Source organism: Geothrix sp. (genome assembly GCF_020622065.1).
Classification (GTDB): domain Bacteria; phylum Acidobacteriota; class Holophagae; order Holophagales; family Holophagaceae; genus Geothrix.
In genome coordinates this window covers 292,851-311,022 of the sequence record NZ_JAHRYQ010000002.1, presented here as the reverse complement: position 1 = coordinate 311,022, position 18,172 = coordinate 292,851, and the positions used below count along the sequence as shown (strand labels likewise).

Below are 18,172 nucleotides of genomic sequence, written 5' to 3'. Positions count from 1 at the left end.
CTTTCGGGAAAGGTCAGGGCTTGAACGGGTACTTGGCCAGGTTTTCGAAGGTCTCCTTCGCGGCGGCGAGGGCGGCCTCCGCACTCATGTCGCCTTCGATCTTCAGGGTGATGCGCGTGCTCGGCGTGTGGGCCACCCCCACGAGGCGCACCATGGGGATGGGGGGCGGCTCGACGCGGTTGTCGGCCACGCCGCCCCAGGGGCACCGGCGGGTCTGGGTGGAGAGGATGACCGTGCCGCCCGCCACCTGTTCCAGGCGGAAGGGATTCCCCTGGGCCGCTGGCGCCTTGCGGCGCTTCCGCGCGATCTCGTCCTTCTCGTTCTGGAGGACCTGCTGCTCGTAGCCGGCCACCTGCATCTGGAGCAGTTGGACGCCCTCGCCCTCGTAGTGCTGGAGCTCGACGCTCCACTTCGCCGGGAACTTCTCTGTGAGGCAGGGGTAGGAGAAGGGCAGGTCGGCGCTGCCGCCGCCCAGGGCCACGATGCCCTGGCCCTGGTACATCCCCGTCACCCGCACCGCGCCCTTCGGCGCCAGGGCGGCGATCACGGGGGGGCAGGGTGGAGTGTTCGTCGGGGCGGGCGGCGCCCCCATCAGCACAGCGCACCCCAGACCGGCGACGCAGGCCAGGAGTCTCGGGACGCGCCATTCCGGGGCCCGGCTCGGGGGGTGGTGCAGGCCTCCGCCGAAGTCCCGCCGGCCGCTGGGAAGATCCGATCTCCGGAGCCGCATGGCACCCTCCTGGGGGAAGCGGGTCATGAAAGATGAGTAGATTGTCATCATTCAAGACCCATGGACCCTCCGGGATCAAGGGGAAGTTGGGCCTGCGGCGGGGCGCAGACCTGGGCCTCAAGGGTGCCGGGGGGCTTGGCCAGGGTCGGGCTCAGAACCGCCAGGTCGCGCCGACGGTGAGTCCGGTGGCCGTGAGGTCCCTCTCGATGGGGCTCCAGAAGCCCCTCACCTCGAGGCCGAAGTGGGAAGAGGCCTGGAAGCCCAGGCCGCCGCTGGCGCCGAGGCGGGTGTGCGAGGCCGTGGAGGGGCTGGTGCCGGTGGCGCTCAGGCGCCACTGCTGGCCGCCCAGGGCGCCGATCAGGTAGGGGCCGCGCTCCGGGTCCTCGCCGGGGAACCACAGGAACTCGGCCATCAGGTCGACCGAAGTGACCGAAGTCTTCGTGCCGGTCAGGCCCAGGGTGTCGCCCTTGGGGATGAACTGGGCACCCAGCAGGGGGCGCAGGACGAAGCCCTGGTTGATGGGGATGTCGATGTAGGCGGCGACGCCGAGCCCCGCCTGGCTGTTGGTGAGGTCGCGCAGGTCCCCCATGGGCACCAGGGCGTGGACGCGAACGCCGAGGGTGGCCGCTTCCTGGGCGGGAAGGGCCAGGGTCGTGGCGAGCAGGGCGGCGGCGAGCGGTTTCATGTCAGGCCTCGTACTTGGTGACGATGTCGGTCCAGTGGCCCTGGGCCTTGAGGATCCGCTCGGCCACAACCCTCAGCAGGCCGTGGCCGCCGGGCACGGGAGCCACCCAGTGGCAGGCGGCCTTCACCTCGGCCACGGCATCCGACGGGCAGCAGGCCAAGCCCACGCGCCGCAGCAGGGGCAGGTCCGGGAGGTCGTCGCCCAGGTGGGCCACCTGATCGTAGGCCAGGCCGTACTTGGCGCAGAGCCGGTCGAGGATGGGCTTCTTCTCCAGGTGGCCCGCGAAACAATCCACCACGCCCAGATCCTTGGCGCGGTTCACGGTGGCCCCGGCATCCAGCCCCGAGATGAAGGCCACGGGGATGCCCGCCTGCTGGAGCATCTTGATGGCGGCGCCGTCGCGGACATGAAAGGCCTTGGTGTGGCCAGGTTCCGCACCGTAGTGCAGGAGGCCGGTGGTGAGGACCCCGTCAATGTCGGTGCAGAGCAGGCGGATCTTGGCGGCGCGCAGGTCCAGGTCGTCCACGGGAGTCTCCGGCTCCAGCCTAGCAACTCGGGCGGGCATGACGCTGGTCACGATCACCCGAAAAACGACAGTCAGGTGGAATGCTTAGCTTGCAGGATGCTCCAATGGATATACAGTTTTCCTGTGGTGACGGATTTCGGGGTTGACGGGATTCAAAATTGAATGATCATATATGCAAGGAGTTGATTCCGTGAACCACCAGCTCAGCAACCCCATGATCGAAGAAGTGAGCGGACTCTTCAGCGCCCTGGGCGATGCCTCCCGGCTGAAGATCCTGCGGGCTTTGCTCGATGCCAAGGGCGCCCTGAGCCAGGGGGCCGTCGCGGAGGCCTCGGGGCTCTCCCAGGCCAATGCCTCCAAGCACCTGGCCTGCCTGGTGCGCGTGGGGCTGGTGAGCCGCGATCCCGAGGGCAACGCGGTCTATTTCGCCCCGGTGATGCCCCTGGTGGGCGAGCTGTGCGATCTCGTGTGCGGCCATGTGACCGATCGGGCCCGCGTGACCTACAAGGCCTTAAAATGATGGAGGCCCTTTTTTTGGCTCGGAGTATGCCTTTATGATTATTTGTAAAATGCGAACGCTGGCCCTGCTTCTGACCGTTGGCGGCGGCCTCATGGCCCAGGACGGGCTCACCGTTTCCGAGGCCATCCGAAGGGCCTGGAAGGATCAGGCCGGCCTGAAATCGGGCCGGGCGCTGGCCGAAAGCCGCCGGGAGGAGGCCTCAGGCCAGCGGGACCTGCGTCTGCCCACCCTGACCCTGAATGCCCAGGGCGTGCGCACGGACGAGCCCATGATGGCCTTCGGCATGAAGCTGAACCAGAGCCGCATCACGGCCATGGATTTCAATCCGGCCAGCCTGAACCGGCCCGATCCCATCGCGGGTTTCGGCGGCTCTGCGGTCCTCCGCCAGCCCCTGTACACGGGCGGTCGCTTGGGCGCGGCGCGGGCGGCGGGCGATTTCTCGGCCCAGGGGGAGGCCGCCAGCCAGGTCCGGCGGGAGCAGGAAGCAGCCCTGGCAGTGGTGGAGGCCTACTTCGGGGCCCAGGTGGCCGAGCAGGCCCTGGTCTGGGTGGCGGATACCCGCACCTGGGTGCAGGAGCTGCAGGCCTTCGTGGGGGCCCGTGTCGCCCAGGGCCTGATGCTCGAAGCGGAACTGCAACGGCTCAAGGCCTTCGGCGCGCAGGTGGAGGCCCAGGGGGCCGAGACCACCCGCCAGCTGCGCACGGCGCGCTCCGGGCTGGGCTTGCTGACGGGCACCGGTCCCGTGGAAGGGCCGCTTGCCACGCCGCTGTCCGAAGCTTCGGCGGTTCAGCCGGCTGCGCCGACGAGCGGCTTCCGGGGGGATCTCCAGGCCGCCGAATTCCAGGCGAAGGCCGCGGCCCAGGCGGCGCGGGCCGCCAAGGGCAGCCTGCTGCCCGAAGTGGGCCTGGAGCTGGGCGCTGGAACTCTGAGGCAATCCTGGAGCCAGGGCGGCAATTGGACCTGGGCCGCCCTTGGCGTGAGCTGGAAGGTGTTCTCGGCCCCGGACCAGTCGAAGGCGCGGGCCGCCCGCGCCCAGGCCCGATCCGCGGAAGAGATGTGGGCGTTCAAGCGGCAGCAGGCGCAGCACGAAGTCCGGGCGGCCCGCGAGGCCGTGGTGGCCGCCGAGGCCCGGCACGCCTCCGCGCGGGAATCCCTGGCCGCGGCCACAGAATCCCGTCGGCTGCGGGAGGCCCGGCACCGGGAGGGGCTCACCCCTCTCACGGATGTGCTGGATGCAGAGGCCGCCGTGCAGGGGGCCCGCACCCTTCTCCTCCAGAGCCTCTACGACCTGCGCGTCAGCCGCGCGGCCCTCGACCTGGCCACCGGCGCCCCCATCGAAGGAGTGACCCCATGAAAGCGATGACGACCTCAGCGACCTGGTCCGCCCTGACTGCGGCCGGTGCCCTGGTGGCCACCCTGGCCTGCGGGCACAAAGAAGCCCGGCCCGAGGCGAAGGTGCTGCCGAAGGCGGCGGTGTCCCTGGCGGCCTCCTCCCAGGCGGAAGGGGGCAGCTGGGTGGCGGCCACGCTGCAATCCACGCGGACGGCCACGCTGTCGACGCGCATGGCTGCCCAGGTGAAGCGAACCCCCGTCCAGGAGGGTCAGCGCGTGGCGGCCGGCACGCTGCTGGTGGTCCTGAGCGATGACGACCTCCAGGCCCAGCTCCGGGCCGCCGAGACCGGCTTCGGCACCGTGGAGGCCCATCACCGGCGCATCCAGGCCCTCTTCGCCCAGAAGGCCAGCACGCCCTCCGAAGTGGAGCAGGCCCAGGCTCAGCTGGCCCAGGCTCGGGCCAGCGTGGCCGCGGTCAAGGCCAACCTCGCCTACACGCAGATCCGCGCGCCCTTCGCCGGCGTGGTGCAGGCCCGCAAAGTCAACGAAGGCGACTTCGTGGCTCCGGGCACCCCGTTGGTGGAACTCGTCGGCGAAGGAGAGCAGGAGCTGGAAGCCACCCTGTCCGAGGCCGAGGCCAAGGCCCTGAAGCCCGGGATGAAGCTCCGCTTCGAGTCAGAGGGGACGACCGGAGAGGCTCAGATCACGGCCCTGGCACCGGGCGGCGACGCCTTCAGCCACAAGGGCACCTTGCGTGCCCGGGTGCTCTCCCCCAAGGGGCTGCGCCAGGGGTCCTTCGCGCGCCTGCTCATTCCGGGCGTCAAGACCGAGGGACTGAGCGTGCCGCGTAGCGCCCTGGTGTTGCGCGGAGAGCTCACGGGCGTCTTCGTCGCCAGGGAGGGGCATGCGGAGCTGCGCTGGCTCAGCCTGGGCGAGGGCGCAGGTGACACCCTGCCCGTGCGCGCGGGTCTGAAGGCCGGCGAGGCGGTCATCGACCGCCCCGGCACCCTGCAGGATGGCCAGCCCGTCGAGATCGCCGGGGTGCCGCATGTCCGCTGAAATGAACCTGGGCCTCGCCGGCAGGCTCGCCAAGGGCTTCCTGCGCAGCAAGCTGACGCCGCTGCTCGTCCTGGCTTCGCTGCTGCTGGGCCTTCTCGCCGTCTGGCTCACGCCCCGGGAAGAGGAACCCCAGATCGTCGTGCCCATGGTGGATCTCTATGTTCCGTATCCCGGGGCGAGCCCCAAGGAGGTCGAAAGCCAGGTTTCGACGCCCCTGGAGCGCCGCCTCTGGGGCATCCCCGGCGTGGAGTACCTCTATAGTGTGAGCCGGCCCGGCCTGGCGGTGCTCACGGTGCGTTTCAAGGTGAACGAACCCCAGGAGCCGAGCCTGGTGAAGGTGCACCAGGAGCTGGCGGCAAACCCGCAGCTCCTGCCCCCCGGGGCGCTGAAGCCCATCGTGAAGCTGCAGACCATCGACGATGTGCCCTTCCTGGTGCTGACCCTCCATGGGCCGGACCAGACGCCCGGCGGCCTCCGGAAGCTGGCGGAAGTGCTGGGGCAGGAGCTGTCCGCCGTGCCCGACACGGCCCAGGTGAAGGTGCTGGGCGGTGCCCGTCGCATGGTGCGCGTGGAGCCGGATCCGGACCGTCTGCGGTCGCTCGGGTTCTCCCTGGGCGACCTGCAGCCGGCCCTCCAGTCCGCCGAGGCCCAGCTATCCGCCGGGGCCCTGGTGGATCGCGGCCGCCGCACCGAAGTCGAGGCCACGGGCTTCGTTCTCCAGGCTGCCGAGCTGAACCGGCTGGTGGTGGGCGTCCGCAACCAGAAGCCCATCTACCTGGGCGAAGTGGCCCGCATCGTGGACGCCCCGGAACCCGAACCTCCCGTGACCCTCTTCGCCGGCGGCGGCGTCCAGGGCTTCGAGCCCGCCGTGAGCGTGGCCCTCTCCAAGCGCGCAGGCACCAACGCCACGGCCCTGGCCGAGCGCGTGTTGACCAAGGTGGAGGCCCTCCGGGGAAACCTCATCCCCAAGGATGTCTCGGTCACGGTGACCCGCAACTACGGCGAGACCGCCGGGGACAAATCCAACGAGCTGATCGAACACCTCCTCATCGCCACCCTCAGCGTCATCGCCCTCATCCTGCTGGCCATGGGGTGGCGCAGTGCCGTGGTGGTGGGCGTGGCCGTGCCCGTCACGCTGGCCCTGACCCTGCTCATCACCTACCTGTTCGGCTACACGCTGAACCGGGTCACCCTGTTCGCGCTGATCTTCTCCATCGGCATCCTGGTGGACGACGCCATCGTGGTGGTGGAGAACATCCACCGCCACATGCACCTGCCGGGCCAGAAGAAGAGTTTTGCCCGCATGGTGGTGGAGGCCGTGGATGAGGTGGGCAATCCCACCATCCTGGCCACCTTCGCGGTCATCGCCGCCATCCTGCCCATGGCCTTTGTGCGGGGCCTCATGGGCCCCTACATGCGGCCCATCCCCGTGGGCGCCAGCCTGGCCATGCTGTTCAGCCTGGTCATCGCCTTCGTCATCAGCCCCTGGGCCAGCCTGATCGTGTTCCGCCAGGAGGCGCACTTGCCGGAGACGGACCCCTCGGGCCTGCATCCGGGCGGCCCCGAAACGGCCTCGCCGGAACCCGACCACGCCGGGCCCGACGAGGTGCCCGAGACGCGCTTCACCCGGCTCTACCGGACGGTGATGCACGCCCTCCTGACGCGCCCCAGGGTGCGGTGGGCCTTCTTCGGTGGCGTCGCCCTCCTGCTGCTGGGCGCCATGTCCCTCGTGGGCACGGGGGTGGTGAAGGTGAAGATGCTGCCCTTCGACAACAAGTCGGAGTTCATGGTCCAGCTGGACCTGCCGGCCGGAACGCCGAAGGAGGACGCCCTCGCTGTGGGTCAGGATGTCGCCCGGCGGCTGCTCAAGGATCCCACCGTCAAGGATGTCCAGGTCTATGCGGGCGAGGCGGCGCCCTTCACCTTCGTGGGCATGGTCCGCCACAGCTTCCTGCGGCAGGCCGCGGAGATGGTGGATCTGCAAGTGAACCTCGTGCCCAAGCAGGATCGCAAAGAGCAGAGCCACGCCATCGTGGTGCGCCTGCGCCCCGAGTTGGAGAAGATCTCCGGGCCGGCCGGCGCCCGCATGAAACTGGTGGAGATCCCGCCCGGCCCGCCGGTCATGGACACCATCGTGGCTGAGATCTACGGCCCCACCGAGGCCGAGCGCACGCGACTCTCGGGGGAAGTGCTTGCCGCCTTCAAGAGTGTCGACGGCATCGTGGATGTGGATTCCACGATGAATCCCACGGGCCCCAAGGTGAGCCTCGTCCTCGACCGGGAAAAGGCCGCGCTGCATGGCGTCGCCCCGGCCCAGGTGGTGCAGACCCTCGCCATGGCGGGGTATGGCTATCAGGCCGGCGCCTTCCATGTGCTGCGGGGTTCGAGCCAGGTGCCCGTGGTGCTTCAGCTGGCCCCGGAGAAGCGCCGGCACCTGGACCAGCTGCTGCAGCTCACGGTGCCCGGCGCCCGGGGTCCGGTGTCCGTGCGGGAACTCGTGACGGTGAAGGATGGGACGGAGGAGGCCACCCTGCACCACAAGAACCTGATGCCCGTGACCTATGTCTTCTCGGACCTGGCGGGAACCATCGAAAGCCCCGTCTATGCCCTGGCCGCGCTGAACAAGAAGATCGACGCCATGAAGGGCACCGGCGGCGGTCCTGTCCCGAGGCTGGGCCTGGCCCACCCCGAGAACACGGAATCGCTGTCGCTGAAGTGGGATGGGGAGTGGCACATCACCCTGGAAGTCTTCCGGGACCTCGGTCTGGCGTTCGCTGCTGTGCTGGTGCTGATCTTCGTGCTGGTGGTGGGCTGGTTCGAGAGCTTCCAGATCCCCTGGGTGATCCTGGTGCCGATTCCGCTCTCCCTCATCGGCATCATCCCCGCCCATGGGCTGATGGGCGCCTTCTTCACGGCCACCAGCATGATCGGCTTCATCGCCGGGGCCGGCATCATCGTCCGCAACAGCATCATCCTGGTGGATTTCATCGAATTGAAATTGAGGGAGGGCATGTCGCTGGAATCCGCGGTGGAAGAGGCAGGTGTGGTGCGCTTCCGGCCCATGCTGCTGACCGCCTCCGCGGTCCTCGTGGGCAGTGCCGTCATGCTGGCGGATCCCATCTTCCAGGGCCTCGCCATCAGCCTCATGGCCGGTGAAGTCGCCGCGACGCTGCTCTCCCGCATCGCCGTACCCGTCCTCTACTACCTCGTGGCCCGCCGGGGCCACGCGGCCAACCTCCAACGCCAGGGCGTGCTGAATGCCCCCCAGGAGCTCCCATGACCGTCGACCGCATCGTCCATGCCGTGGCTGGAACCTTCATCCTGCTGAGCCTGGCCCTCGCCCGCTTCCACAACCCCAACTGGATCTGGTTCACCGTCTTCGTGGGCGCCAACCTGCTCCAGAGCGGCCTCACCAACTGGTGCCTGATGTCCTCGATCCTGCGCAAGTTGGGCGTGCCTGAAGGCCCGGGCGTGGGATGTTCCCGGTGAAGGCGACAGCCCTTCGCCTCCTCCTGGGGCTTCTGGTGGGCGGCGCCCTTGGCTACGGCTGGCACCGCCTGGTGGGCTGCAGCACGGGCGCCTGTCCCCTGACGGCCACACCGCTGCGGGGCATCAGCTATGGCGCCGTCCTGGGCCTGATCTGGGCCCTGGCGAAGTAGGCCAAGCCCATTCCCGCAACCCTCATCTGAACCATCACCTGGAGCGGCCATGTCCCTGATCCTGGAGCATTGGATCTACCTGATCCCCTTGGCGGCGGTGGGCTATTTTCTGTGGGCCCGCCGATCCATGCCCGCCGCGGAGGTGAAGGCCCTGCTGGACCGCGGTGCCCAGGTGGTGGATGTCCGCACCACGGCCGAGTTCAAGGGCCAGGCCCATCCCCGCGCGATCAACATCCCCCTGGATCAGCTGGAGGCGCGGGCCGCGGAACTGGATCGGACCAGGCCCGTCCTGGTCTGCTGCGAGACTGGCAGCCGCAGCGGATTCGGGGTATCCGTCCTGAAACGCGCCGGGTTTGCGGAAGTCGCCAACCTGGGTTCCTGGCGCCGCATCCATACGCTGCTCGGCTGAGATCTGAGGAGGCATCAAGTTGACTATGACAACTTCTGTGACCTGGGAATCCGGCCTCGCCTTCGCGGTGGAGCAGGATGGCCATCACTATCGAATCGACGCCAGCCCCGAAGCCGGGGGCCGGGACCTGGGGCCCCGCCCCAAGGCCCTCCTGCTCTCAGGCCTGGGGGGCTGCACCGGGATCGATGTGGTGAGCATTCTGGAAAAAATGCGCGTCTCGATCGACGGGCTCGAGATCCAGGTGAGTGCGGAATCGCGCGACGAACATCCACGGATCTTCACGGGCATCCATGTGCGCTACCTCTTCAGGGGCAGGGATCTTCCCCTGGACAAGCTCGAACGGGCCGTGAAGCTGTCCGAAGATACCTATTGCGGCGTGTCCGCCATGCTCCGGCCGGCCGTGCCGATCACCTCGGAAATCGTGGTTGAGGATCCCCGCGATCTGACATAGAACCGGATTGTTACGCTCAAGGTCCCCTTCGATCGTGGGATACTGGCCGGGTTTCAGCACTCGATGCACCGCAGGCCGGTACGACGGGAGGGACCATGGGCGATCCGCTTTTCTGGCACAGGCTTCAGTTCGGGTTCACGGCGACCTATCACTACCTGTTCCCTCAGCTGACGATGGGACTGGCGCTGGTCATCGTCGTGTTGAAGGCCATGGGCCTGAGGACGGGGGAGGCCCGCTATAACGACGCGGCGCGCTTCTGGATCCGCATCTTCGGCATCAACTTCGCCGTGGGCGTGGTGACCGGGATTCCGCTGGAATTCCAGTTCGGCACCAACTGGGCGAAGTTCTCGCGCCTGTCCGGCGGCATCATCGGCCAGACCCTGGGCATGGAGGGCATGTTCGCCTTCTTCCTCGAGAGCAGCTTCCTCGGGATGCTGATCTGGGGCGAGAAGAAGCTGTCGCCCAAGGGCCACTTCGGCGCGGCGCTGGCGCTGTGGATCGGCAGCTGGCTGTCGGGCTACTTCATCATCGCCACCAACGCCTTCATGCAGCACCCCGTGGGCTACATCGTGGCCGCGGACGGCACGCTGCAGCTCACCAGCTTCTGGGCCTTCCTGTTGAATCCGTGGGCCCTGGGCCAGTACGCGCACAACATGATCGCCGCCGTGGTGACGGGCTCCTTCGTCGTGGCTGCCATCGGGGCATACTGGACCCTCAAGGGCATTCATCCGGAGCAGGCGAAGCTGAACCTGCGTGTGGGCACCATCATGGGCCTGATCTTCAGCGTCCTGGTGGCCTTCCCCACCGGGGACATCCAAGGCAAGCTCGTGGCCAAGTACCAGCCGATTTCCCTCGCGGCCATGGAGGGGCGCTTCGAAAGCGGACCCCGTGCGAACCTGACCCTGGTGGGCCAGCCGGATGTCGCCCGGCGGAGGATCGAGAACCCGATCCAGGTGCCCGCCATGCTGAGCTTCATCGCCTACGGGAGCTTCTCGAGCGATGTCAAGGGCCTGCTGGAATTCCCCGAGGACCAGTGGCCGCAGAACATCGAGCTGCTCTACTACAGCTTCCACATCATGGCGGGCCTGGGCACGATCATGATCGCCCTCATGGGGCTCGCGGCCCTGCTGCTCTGGAAGGGGCGTCTGGACACGGCCCGGCCCATGTTGTGGGTCCTGATGCTGGCCTTCCCCTTCCCCTACATCGCCACCACCGCGGGCTGGGCCGTGGCCGAATTCGGCCGCCAGCCCTGGCTCATCTACGGCGTCCTGCGCACCGTCCATGGCGCCTCTCCCACGGTGAACGCGGGCCATACGGCTTTCACCACCCTGGGCTTTGCCGGGATCTTCGTGGTGCTGAGTGTGCTCTGGCTCTTCCTGATCGGCCGGGAAATCTCCCACGGCCCCGTGTCGCACAAAGCCTAGGAGTCTGCCATGGAAATGCTCTGGTTCTGGCTCGTCTCCGTGATGGTCGCGATCTATGTGGTCATGGATGGCTTCGACTTCGGCGCGGGCATCCTGCACCTCGTCGTGGCCAAGACCAACGAGGAGCGCCGCGAGGTGCTGGGTGCCATCGGCCCCCTCTGGGATGGCAACGAGGTCTGGCTGCTGGCTGGCGGGGGATCGCTCTTCCTGGCCTTCCCCAAAGTGCTGGCCTCGGGCTTCTCCGGCTTCTACCTGGCCATGTGGCTGGTGGTCTGGTGCCTGATGGCCCGCGGCATCTCCATCGAGTTCCGCTCGCACCTGCAGGATGGCCTCTGGCGCCGCTTCTGGGATGCCTCCTTCACCTTCGCCAGCGTGCTGCTCCCGGTGCTCCTGGGCGCGGCCCTGGGCAATGTGCTTCGTGGCGTCCCCGTGGATGGCAGTGGCTACTTCGAGATGGCCCTGTGGACGAATTTCCGCCTCGGGCCCCAGCCTGGCATCCTCGACTGGTACACCGTGCTCATCGGGGTCTTCGCCCTGGTGACCGTGACCGCCCACGGCGCCCTCTTCCTGGCCTGGAAGACGGAAGGCGCGGTGCATGAGCGCTGCAAGGGGCTCGCCCTGAGCCTCTGGGGCCTGGTGCTGGTGCTGTGGGTGGTCTCGAGCTATGCGACCTCCGTGGTGAATCCCGGCATCTTCCACAACCTGCCCAAGGCGCCGCTCGCCTGGGTGGCCACGCTGATCTTCCTGGCGGGCCTCGGCCTGGTCTTCGTGGGCGCCAAGCGGGAGCGATTCCTGATGGCTTTCGTGGGCTCCGGCGCCTTCATCCTGGGCCTGCTGGCCGCCAGCGCCGCCTGCGTCTACCCGGTGATGCTGAGATCCACCCTGGGGCCCCAGTTCGACCTGACGGCCCAGAATGCCAGCGTGGGCCTTCACGGCCTCCGCACGGGCCTGGTGTGGTGGCTCATCGGCTTCCCCATCGCCATCGGCTACATCGCCTTCCTGTTCCGCTTCCACCGCGGGAAGGTGAAGGCGGCGGTGGAGGGGGAGGGCTACTAGCCGGATTCAGGCCCGGCGCCAGCGCCAGGCCAGCCACACCCAGCAGGCCGCCATGCCCAGCCAGCCGACGATGCGGAGGCCCTGGGCGAGCGCGGCGTCCTGGGCCAGCAGGCCCCAGCGACCAAGGAGGTCGGCCCAATCGTGCTCGCCGCCCCCCACCAGGGGAAGGACCTGAGCCCGCGCATCGGCCACATAGCGGGCGATGTTCAGCAGGTTCTCGAACCCCCAGATGCCCGCCGCCGCCGTTCCGGGGGCCTCGCGCCGGAGCCAGAAGGATCCCATCACCAGCAGAGGCACGAGCAGCTGCAGGAGGGTGCCTCCCAGGATGGTCAGAGGCTCCCAGCCGAGGATCCCGAAGAGGGGATGCCCGGCCTCGTGGAAGACCAGGTTCACGCCGTCGAGCAGGGGGATCCAGCCGGGTTCGGATAGCAGCGCTGCGAGGCTGAGCAGGCCCAGGCCCGCGGTCACGCCCGCCATGGCCCCGGTGCCGGCGGGTTGCCAGTCGGTCTCCCAGGCCTCCTGGAGGGGGCCGGGCAGGAGGGTCATGGGTGGGCCTGGTGCCGTGCCACGATCCAGTCCACGACCTGATCGAGGGTGAGATCGCTGGAATCCAGCTCCACGGCGTCTTCGGCAGGGCGCAGGGGCGCGACGGCGCGGGTGCTGTCGGCCTCGTCGCGGCGGCGCTGATCGGCAAGCACCTCCTCGAACACCGCCACCTGGCCCTTGGCCTGGAGTTCCAGGAAGCGCCGGCGGGCTCGGGCCTCGGGGCTGGCGGTGAGGAACACCTTGCAGCAGGCCTGGGGGAAGACGACCGTGCCGATGTCGCGACCGTCCACCACCCAGTGGCCGGTCGCGCCGATGCGGCGCTGCTGGTCCACCAGCACCTCGCGCACACGCGCATCCGCGCTCACGGGCGTGACGCGCCGCGTGACCTCCTGGCTGCGGATGGCCTCGCTGACATCTTCGCCGGCCAAGAAGATCCGCGTCCCCTTCTGGGTGAGGGCTAGGCCCGCCAGCACGCGCTCGAGTTCCTCCCGCGCCTCCAGGGCCAGCCCGGCCCGGTGGATGGCCAGGGCGGCGGCCCGGTACATGGCTCCGGTGTCGAGGTATTGCCAGCCCAGACGCGAGGCGACCCGCCGGGCGGTGGTGGATTTCCCCACGCCCGACGGGCCGTCGATGGCGATCAGTGGAAGGGCGGAAGCGGTCATGCCTTCATTCTGGGGGACCGCTTCCGCCCTTGCCATCACTTCATGCCGAAGTCCTTGAGGATCTTCGGGTCCTTCTCATCCTGGGCCAGGATGGTGTGGCAGGTGTCGCAGTCGCCCTTGATGGTGCGGCCGTCGGCGGAGGAGTGGCTGCCGTCGTGGCAACGGAAGCAGCCCACGGATTCCTCGTGGCCGATGTTGTTCGGGTGGGTGCCCCAGGTGATCTTCATCTCCGGGAAGACATTGCGCAGGTAGATGGCCTTCACGGCCTCGGCCGCGGCGTCCACCTGGGCCCGCTTGTGCTTGAACACATCCGGGTAGCTGGTGCGGTAGAACTCATTGATGGCCAGGGTGATCTTGGCGGCGGCCTCGTCGCGGTTCGCGTACTCGACCTTCAGCACCTCGACGGCCTTCTTCTTGATGAAGGGCAGCTCGGCGCTCATGCGCTTGAGGTTCAGGGCCTTGTCCACGGCGCGATCCGGGAGCTCGAAGGCGTGGGTGGGACGGTTGTGGCAGTCCACACAATCCATCTTGCGCTCGGAGGCCTTGGCGAGCTTCTCGGGAGGCAGCTTCTTGAAGTCCTCGGTGACATATTCAACCAGCTGGCCGTTGTCGTCGCGGTAGGTGACCTTGGGGATCTCCTGGCGGCGGGGATCGGTGGAGATGTAGCTGATGCGCTCCATGGCGTCGAGGTGGCGGCCGTGGATGCCGGTGGTGCCGTTGGCGGTGTGGCCGCCGATCTTCAGGAGCAGGATGCTGGTGGAGGGGGTGTTGGCCTCATCCTCGGCGTACTTGGTGCGGATGAGCAGCTTGTCATCCGTGAACTTCTGCGGCCAGTGGCACTGTTCGCAAGTCTCGCGGGCGGGGCGCAGGTGTTCGACGGGGCTGGGAATGGGGCGGGAGAAGGTGCCGAAGGCCACCGCGAAGAGCTGGCGGCTGCCGGAGATCTTGGCGCGCACCAGGGCGGGGGCGCCGTGGCCGATGTGGCACTGGGCGCAGCCCACACGGGAGTGGGGGGAATTCAGGAAAGCCGTGTACTCGGGGCTCATCACGGTATGGCAGGTGAGGCCGCAGAAGCGGTTGGAGTCCATGTACTCCACGCCCTTGAGACCGGCGGTGCCCATGATGCCGACATTCACGAAGGTGAGGGCGCCCACGACCAGCAGGAGGCGCCGCACACTGGGCTGGGTGAAGTCCACCTTCTGGAGGGGGGTGGGCGCTTCGCCCGCCAGCCGCTTCTTGCGGCGCAGGCGGAGGATGCCCACGGGGATGAGGATCAGGCCCACCAGGAAGAGGGCGGGAAGGATGAGGAACAGGAGGATGCCCGCATAGGGATGCACGGACTTCGAGCTCGTCATCTCCATGATCCAGAACCAGACGAGCGTGAAGGCCGAGCTCGTCGTCAGGGCCACACCCATCAGGGTCATCCAGTTGTTTCCAAGCTGGAAGGCCAGCCGGACCAGGTCTCTGATGCGTTCACCCAAACTCATGAAGCCACCTCCCTAAAACGAAGACCGACAAACGACAACAAAGTGTGAAATGTCTCTTCCCACCCTAATTTCCTCCCAGGGCATTCGCAAGACGGTACTGGACCGCCCGATTATCTATCTCCATTCAAATCAATCCCAGCAATTCCGGGTTGTGACAGAGGTCTATGGCCTTCAACCCCGGAGCAATTCCAGGAAGGCTTCGCCGTACTGCTGGAGCTTCTTCGGCCCCACGCCGCTCAGGGCCAGGAATTCCGCCTCGGTACCAGGTCGGAACCGGGCCATCTGCTGGAGGGTTGCGTCGCTGAAGATCACATAGGCGGGCACGCTCTTGGTGTCGGCCAGCCGCTTCCGGAGGGCCTTCAGCTCGCGATAGAGGGCCTCTTCACCTTCCACCTGGCCTTCGGGCACCGGCGGACGGGAACCCCGCGGCGAGCCGCGCTTGGCCTTTCCCGGCGAAGGCGCAGCCTGGAGCGGATCGCCGCCCGTGCAGCAATCGCAGGAAGTCCCGCAGGCGTCCATCTGCTCGCCGAAATGCGCCAGCAGGGCCTGGTGGCGGCAGCGCGGGGCCTCGGCCAGGCGGAAGAGGTCGCGGGTCTGGCGCTGCTGGGCCTGGGCCAGGGTCGCGTCCAGGCCGTCCGTGAAGCGGTCGTAGCTGAGGACATCGCCCCAGCCGTAGAACATGACGCAGTCCGCATCAGCGCCATCGCGGCCCGCGCGGCCGATCTCCTGGTACCAGCCTTCCACGCTCTTGGGCATGTCGCGGTGGATGACATAGCGAATGTTGCTCTTGTCGATGCCCATGCCGAAGGCCACGGTGGCCACGATGACATCCACATCGTCGCGCTGGAACGCCTCCTGGGCGGCCGACCGGGCGGCGGCGTCCATGCCCGCGTGGTAGGCCGCCGCCCGCACGCCCTCCCCCGCGAGGAAGGCCGCCGTGGCTTCCACGGCCTTCCGTGACAGGCAGTAGATGATGCCGCTCTCCCCGCGCCGGGCCAGCACCAGGCGCAGCAGGGCCTCGCGCACCGGCGGCAGGCCCTCAGCGCCCTTGCGGTAAGCGCTGATCCGCAGGTTGGATCGGAAGAAGGAGCCCTGCACCTCGAGAGGGTTCCGCATCTCCAGCTGCACGGCGATGTCGCGGCGCACCTCGGGCGTGGCGGTGGCGGTGAGGGCCAGCACCGGCACCTGCGGGAATCGCTGTTTCAGGCCCGCCAGGGTGCGGTAGGCGGGGCGGAAATCATGGCCCCAGTGGCTGATGCAGTGGGCCTCGTCCACCGCGATGAGGCGCAGGTCCACCTCGCGGAGCAGGTCGGCGAGGTAGAGCTCGAGGCCCTCCGGCGCGGCGTAGACCAGTTCCAGCTCGCCGTTCTTGAGGGCGCGGATGCGGTCGCGGCGCTCCTCTGCCTGGAGGCTGGAGTTGAGGAAGGTGGCCCGGAGGCCGGCTTCCGTGAGGGCATCCACCTGGTCCTTCATGAGGGCGATGAGGGGCGAGACCACCAGCGTGACGCCGCCCAGCAGTCGGGCGGGCAACTGGTAGGTGAGGGACTTCCCCGCGCCCGTGGGCATGATGCCCACCACATCGCGGCCCGCGAGCACGGCCTCGATGATGGTGCGCTGGCCCGGGCGGAAGGTGCCGTAGCCGAAGGTGGCCTTGAGGGCCGATTCCAGATCTGGTGGGGCCTCCAGTTCGGAGGCCAGGGTCTTCAGGGCCGCGATGGTCGCCCCATCGAAAGCCCTGGGCTCGATCCGGTAGCGGTCCCGCAGGCGGGCCAGCCCTTCCCTGCATTCGACATGCGCGCCCTGCGTGAGCAGGGCGCGCAATCTCCCGATCTCGTCTGGAACCTGCGCCACTCAGCAGCCGCCGTCGAGCAGGGGCGCGGCTGCGGTCCAGAAGGCCCGCATTTCCTCGGGCTTGCCGAAGGTCACGCGGATGTGGTTCGGCAGGCCGTAGCCCTGCATGGGCCGCACGATCACGCCGCGCTGGAGGAGCTCCTTGAACAGGTCCGCGGCCGGGAAGGCGGTCTCCATGAGAATGAAGTTGCCGCAAGTCCCTGAGATTTGGCAGCGGTGCTTTGCGGCTTCCAGCACGAAGGTGGTGCGGGCCTCGGTGTTCTTCTGGCGCGAGAAGGCCTCGAAGGCCAGGTCCTGGACGGCGACTTCCGCTGCGGCCTGGGCCAGGTGGTTGGTGTTGAATGGACTGCGGACCCGCTCGAGGAAGCCCATCAGCTCCTTCGAGCCCAGGCCATAGCCGATGCGCATGGCGGCCAGGGAGTGGATCTTCGAGAAGGTGTGGAGCACCAGCAGGTTCGGGCGCTCATCCAGGTAGGCGGCGGCATCCGGGTAACCGGCGGGATCCTCGTACTCGGCATAGGCCTGGTCCACCACCAGCACGATGTCTTCGCGCAGCTGGCGCACGAGGCGCTCCAGGGCGGCGCGTTCCAGGCGGATACCCGTGGGGTTGTTGGGATTGCCGAGGTAGACGAGGCGCGTGTCCTCGGCGACGGAGCGCAGGATGTCGTCCGCATCGAGCTCCGTGGCCGTGGCCCGGGATTCGATGACGCGGCCGCCGGCGGTCTGGGTGGCGATGCCGTAGATGGCGAAGCTGTGCTTGGGGATGACGGCGCTGCCGCCATCCAGGAAGGCGGCCTTGGCCACCATCTCCAGGATTTCGCTGCTGCCGTTGCCGAGGACCACGCGGTCCACCGCCAGGCCCTTCCGCTCCGCGATGCGCTTGCGAAGGTAGTAGCCGTCGCTGACGGGGTAGAGGCCCAGCCCTTCGAACTCGGAACCGGCGATGACCGAGGCCACCCGGGCCTTCACGGCCTCCGTGGGACCCCAGGGATTCTCGTTGGAGGCCAGCTTGACGATGGAGGTGAGGCCCAGCTCGCGCTGGACCTCCTGGATGGGCTTGCCGGGCACATAGAGGGGAATGCGCGACAGATGCTCGAATCCGGGAAGGGAGGAGAGGCTCGCGCTCATCAGGCCGGCCGCTCGGAGAGGACCTTGTCCACGATGCCGTATTCCAGGGCCTCCTCGGCACCCATGAAGAAGTCGCGGTCCATGTCCTTCATGACCTTCTTCAGCTGCTGGCCGGTGTGCTTGGCGAAGGTGGCGGCGAGGTTCTCCTTCAGGCGCTGGATCTCTTTGAAGGTAATCTCGATCTCCGTGGCCTGGCCCTGGGCGCCGCCCGAAGGCTGGTGGATCATGATGCGGGCGTTGGGCAGGGCGAAGCGCTTGCCCTTGGTGCCCGCGGCGAGCAGGTGGGCGCCCATGGAGGCGCACTGGCCGATGCAGTAGGTGACGATGTCGTTCTTCACGAACTGCATGGTGTCGTAGATGGCCAAGCCCGCCGTGACGCTGCCGCCGGGGCTGTTGATGTAGATCTGGATGTCCTTGTCCGGGTCCTCGCTCTCGAGGAAGAGCATCTGGGCCACGATGGCGTTGGCGACATTGTCGTCGATGGCCGTGCCCAGGAAGATGATGTTGTCCTTCAGCAGGCGTGAGTAGATGTCGTAGCTGCGCTCGCCGCGGGGCGTCTGCTCGATGACGATGGGGGGATAGTAGCTGCTGGGCATGGGCCCTCCGGCTGAAGCTTCAGGATAAAGCAAGAAGGCGCCCGTAGGCGC

19 protein-coding genes are annotated in these 18,172 nt (G+C 67.9%); 10 read left to right on the top strand and 9 right to left on the bottom strand.

The features are described from left to right. Window positions 1-13: 13 nt before the first annotated feature. The 3 genes from QZ647_RS10955 to QZ647_RS10945 all read right to left on the bottom strand — a co-directional run bounded on the left by QZ647_RS10955 (window position 14) and on the right by QZ647_RS10945 (window position 1,941). Window positions 14-730, bottom strand: coding sequence for a hypothetical protein (locus QZ647_RS10955; RefSeq protein WP_291272196.1), 717 nt, complete (start codon window positions 728-730; stop codon window positions 14-16). A gap of 151 nt (window positions 731-881) precedes the next feature. Then, a complete protein-coding gene (locus QZ647_RS10950) occupies window positions 882-1,415 on the bottom strand; it encodes a hypothetical protein (protein ID WP_291272195.1) in 534 nt (177 codons plus the stop codon). Window position 1,416: 1 nt separating this feature from the next. Then, window positions 1,417-1,941, bottom strand: a complete 525-nt coding sequence (locus QZ647_RS10945) for an HAD hydrolase family protein (RefSeq protein ID WP_291272194.1) — start codon at window positions 1,939-1,941, stop codon at window positions 1,417-1,419. A gap of 190 nt (window positions 1,942-2,131) precedes the next feature. Between QZ647_RS10945 and QZ647_RS10940 the strand changes: the two genes are divergently transcribed. The 10 genes from QZ647_RS10940 to cydB all read left to right on the top strand — a co-directional run bounded on the left by QZ647_RS10940 (window position 2,132) and on the right by cydB (window position 11,851). Then, the gene (locus QZ647_RS10940) at window positions 2,132-2,461 is read left to right on the top strand and encodes a metalloregulator ArsR/SmtB family transcription factor (RefSeq protein ID WP_286355229.1); all 330 of its coding nucleotides are present in this window, start codon (window positions 2,132-2,134) and stop codon (window positions 2,459-2,461) included. A gap of 49 nt (window positions 2,462-2,510) precedes the next feature. Next, complete coding sequence (locus tag QZ647_RS10935) at window positions 2,511-3,815, top strand: TolC family protein (protein ID WP_291272193.1); 1,305 nt, start codon at window positions 2,511-2,513, stop codon at window positions 3,813-3,815. Next, window positions 3,812-4,852: an efflux RND transporter periplasmic adaptor subunit gene (locus QZ647_RS10930; protein WP_291272192.1), complete on the top strand. Its 1,041-nt coding sequence runs from the start codon at window positions 3,812-3,814 to the stop codon at window positions 4,850-4,852. The genes QZ647_RS10935 and QZ647_RS10930 overlap by 4 nt, the downstream gene beginning before the upstream one ends. Beyond that, window positions 4,842-8,132 (top strand): efflux RND transporter permease subunit, encoded by a 3,291-nt coding sequence (locus QZ647_RS10925; RefSeq protein WP_291272191.1) that lies wholly within the window; start codon window positions 4,842-4,844, stop codon window positions 8,130-8,132. Before QZ647_RS10930 ends, QZ647_RS10925 begins: the two co-directional genes overlap by 11 nt. Then, complete coding sequence (locus tag QZ647_RS10920; protein WP_291272190.1) at window positions 8,129-8,341, top strand: DUF2892 domain-containing protein; 213 nt, start codon at window positions 8,129-8,131, stop codon at window positions 8,339-8,341. Before QZ647_RS10925 ends, QZ647_RS10920 begins: the two co-directional genes overlap by 4 nt. Then, window positions 8,338-8,511, top strand: a complete 174-nt coding sequence (locus QZ647_RS10915; protein ID WP_291272189.1) for a DUF6132 family protein — start codon at window positions 8,338-8,340, stop codon at window positions 8,509-8,511. The genes QZ647_RS10920 and QZ647_RS10915 overlap by 4 nt, the downstream gene beginning before the upstream one ends. A gap of 49 nt (window positions 8,512-8,560) precedes the next feature. After that, window positions 8,561-8,920, top strand: coding sequence for a rhodanese-like domain-containing protein (locus QZ647_RS10910; RefSeq protein WP_291272188.1), 360 nt, complete (start codon window positions 8,561-8,563; stop codon window positions 8,918-8,920). 25 nt (window positions 8,921-8,945) lie between these two features. Further along, complete coding sequence (locus QZ647_RS10905; RefSeq protein ID WP_291272187.1) at window positions 8,946-9,371, top strand: OsmC family protein; 426 nt, start codon at window positions 8,946-8,948, stop codon at window positions 9,369-9,371. 95 nt (window positions 9,372-9,466) lie between these two features. After that, window positions 9,467-10,795, top strand: coding sequence for a cytochrome ubiquinol oxidase subunit I (locus QZ647_RS10900; protein ID WP_291272186.1), 1,329 nt, complete (start codon window positions 9,467-9,469; stop codon window positions 10,793-10,795). Window positions 10,796-10,804: 9 nt separating this feature from the next. Further along, a complete protein-coding gene (gene cydB / locus QZ647_RS10895) occupies window positions 10,805-11,851 on the top strand; it encodes a cytochrome d ubiquinol oxidase subunit II (RefSeq protein ID WP_286355238.1) in 1,047 nt (348 codons plus the stop codon). A gap of 6 nt (window positions 11,852-11,857) precedes the next feature. Here cydB and QZ647_RS10890 read toward each other — a convergent pair whose 3' ends face one another. The 6 genes from QZ647_RS10890 to clpP all read right to left on the bottom strand — a co-directional run bounded on the left by QZ647_RS10890 (window position 11,858) and on the right by clpP (window position 18,121). Further along, complete coding sequence (locus tag QZ647_RS10890; RefSeq protein ID WP_291272185.1) at window positions 11,858-12,397, bottom strand: hypothetical protein; 540 nt, start codon at window positions 12,395-12,397, stop codon at window positions 11,858-11,860. Further along, window positions 12,394-13,059: a (d)CMP kinase gene (gene cmk, locus QZ647_RS10885; protein ID WP_291272184.1), complete on the bottom strand. Its 666-nt coding sequence runs from the start codon at window positions 13,057-13,059 to the stop codon at window positions 12,394-12,396. The genes QZ647_RS10890 and cmk overlap by 4 nt, the downstream gene beginning before the upstream one ends. Before the next feature lie 35 nt (window positions 13,060-13,094). Next, window positions 13,095-14,546, bottom strand: a complete 1,452-nt coding sequence (locus tag QZ647_RS10880; RefSeq protein WP_291272183.1) for a NapC/NirT family cytochrome c — start codon at window positions 14,544-14,546, stop codon at window positions 13,095-13,097. A gap of 171 nt (window positions 14,547-14,717) precedes the next feature. Beyond that, entirely contained in the window at window positions 14,718-16,367 is a 1,650-nt protein-coding gene (locus QZ647_RS10875; protein WP_291272182.1) for an ATP-dependent DNA helicase RecQ, read from the bottom strand. Window positions 16,368-16,397: 30 nt separating this feature from the next. Further along, a complete protein-coding gene (gene hisC / locus QZ647_RS10870; protein WP_291272181.1) occupies window positions 16,398-17,525 on the bottom strand; it encodes a histidinol-phosphate transaminase in 1,128 nt (375 codons plus the stop codon). Then, window positions 17,525-18,121 carry an ATP-dependent Clp endopeptidase proteolytic subunit ClpP gene (clpP, locus tag QZ647_RS10865; protein ID WP_286355244.1) on the bottom strand — a complete coding sequence of 199 codons (597 nt, stop codon included), beginning with the start codon at window positions 18,119-18,121 and terminating at the stop codon, window positions 17,525-17,527. Before clpP ends, hisC begins: the two co-directional genes overlap by 1 nt. Between the last annotated feature and the right edge of the window lie 51 nt (window positions 18,122-18,172).

Excerpts from the sequence above, each read along its gene's own strand:
- QZ647_RS10920 (WP_291272190.1), top strand. The coding sequence starts at position 8,129 with ATGACCGTCGACCGCATCGTCCATGCCGTGGCTGGAACCTTCATCCTG.
- QZ647_RS10950 (WP_291272195.1), bottom strand. The coding sequence starts at position 1,415 with ATGAAACCGCTCGCCGCCGCCCTGCTCGCCACGACCCTGGCCCTTCCC.
- QZ647_RS10890 (WP_291272185.1), bottom strand. The coding sequence starts at position 12,397 with ATGACCCTCCTGCCCGGCCCCCTCCAGGAGGCCTGGGAGACCGACTGG.
- QZ647_RS10900 (WP_291272186.1), top strand. The coding sequence starts at position 9,467 with ATGGGCGATCCGCTTTTCTGGCACAGGCTTCAGTTCGGGTTCACGGCG.
- cydB (WP_286355238.1), top strand. The coding sequence starts at position 10,805 with ATGGAAATGCTCTGGTTCTGGCTCGTCTCCGTGATGGTCGCGATCTAT.
- QZ647_RS10955 (WP_291272196.1), bottom strand. The coding sequence starts at position 730 with ATGCGGCTCCGGAGATCGGATCTTCCCAGCGGCCGGCGGGACTTCGGC.
- QZ647_RS10935 (WP_291272193.1), top strand. The coding sequence starts at position 2,511 with ATGCGAACGCTGGCCCTGCTTCTGACCGTTGGCGGCGGCCTCATGGCC.
- cmk (WP_291272184.1), bottom strand. The coding sequence starts at position 13,059 with ATGACCGCTTCCGCCCTTCCACTGATCGCCATCGACGGCCCGTCGGGC.
- QZ647_RS10925 (WP_291272191.1), top strand. The coding sequence starts at position 4,842 with ATGTCCGCTGAAATGAACCTGGGCCTCGCCGGCAGGCTCGCCAAGGGC.
- QZ647_RS10880 (WP_291272183.1), bottom strand. The coding sequence starts at position 14,546 with ATGAGTTTGGGTGAACGCATCAGAGACCTGGTCCGGCTGGCCTTCCAG.
- QZ647_RS10910 (WP_291272188.1), top strand. The coding sequence starts at position 8,561 with ATGTCCCTGATCCTGGAGCATTGGATCTACCTGATCCCCTTGGCGGCG.
- QZ647_RS10905 (WP_291272187.1), top strand. The coding sequence starts at position 8,946 with ATGACAACTTCTGTGACCTGGGAATCCGGCCTCGCCTTCGCGGTGGAG.
- hisC (WP_291272181.1), bottom strand. The coding sequence starts at position 17,525 with ATGAGCGCGAGCCTCTCCTCCCTTCCCGGATTCGAGCATCTGTCGCGC.
- QZ647_RS10930 (WP_291272192.1), top strand. The coding sequence starts at position 3,812 with ATGAAAGCGATGACGACCTCAGCGACCTGGTCCGCCCTGACTGCGGCC.
- clpP (WP_286355244.1), bottom strand. The coding sequence starts at position 18,121 with ATGCCCAGCAGCTACTATCCCCCCATCGTCATCGAGCAGACGCCCCGC.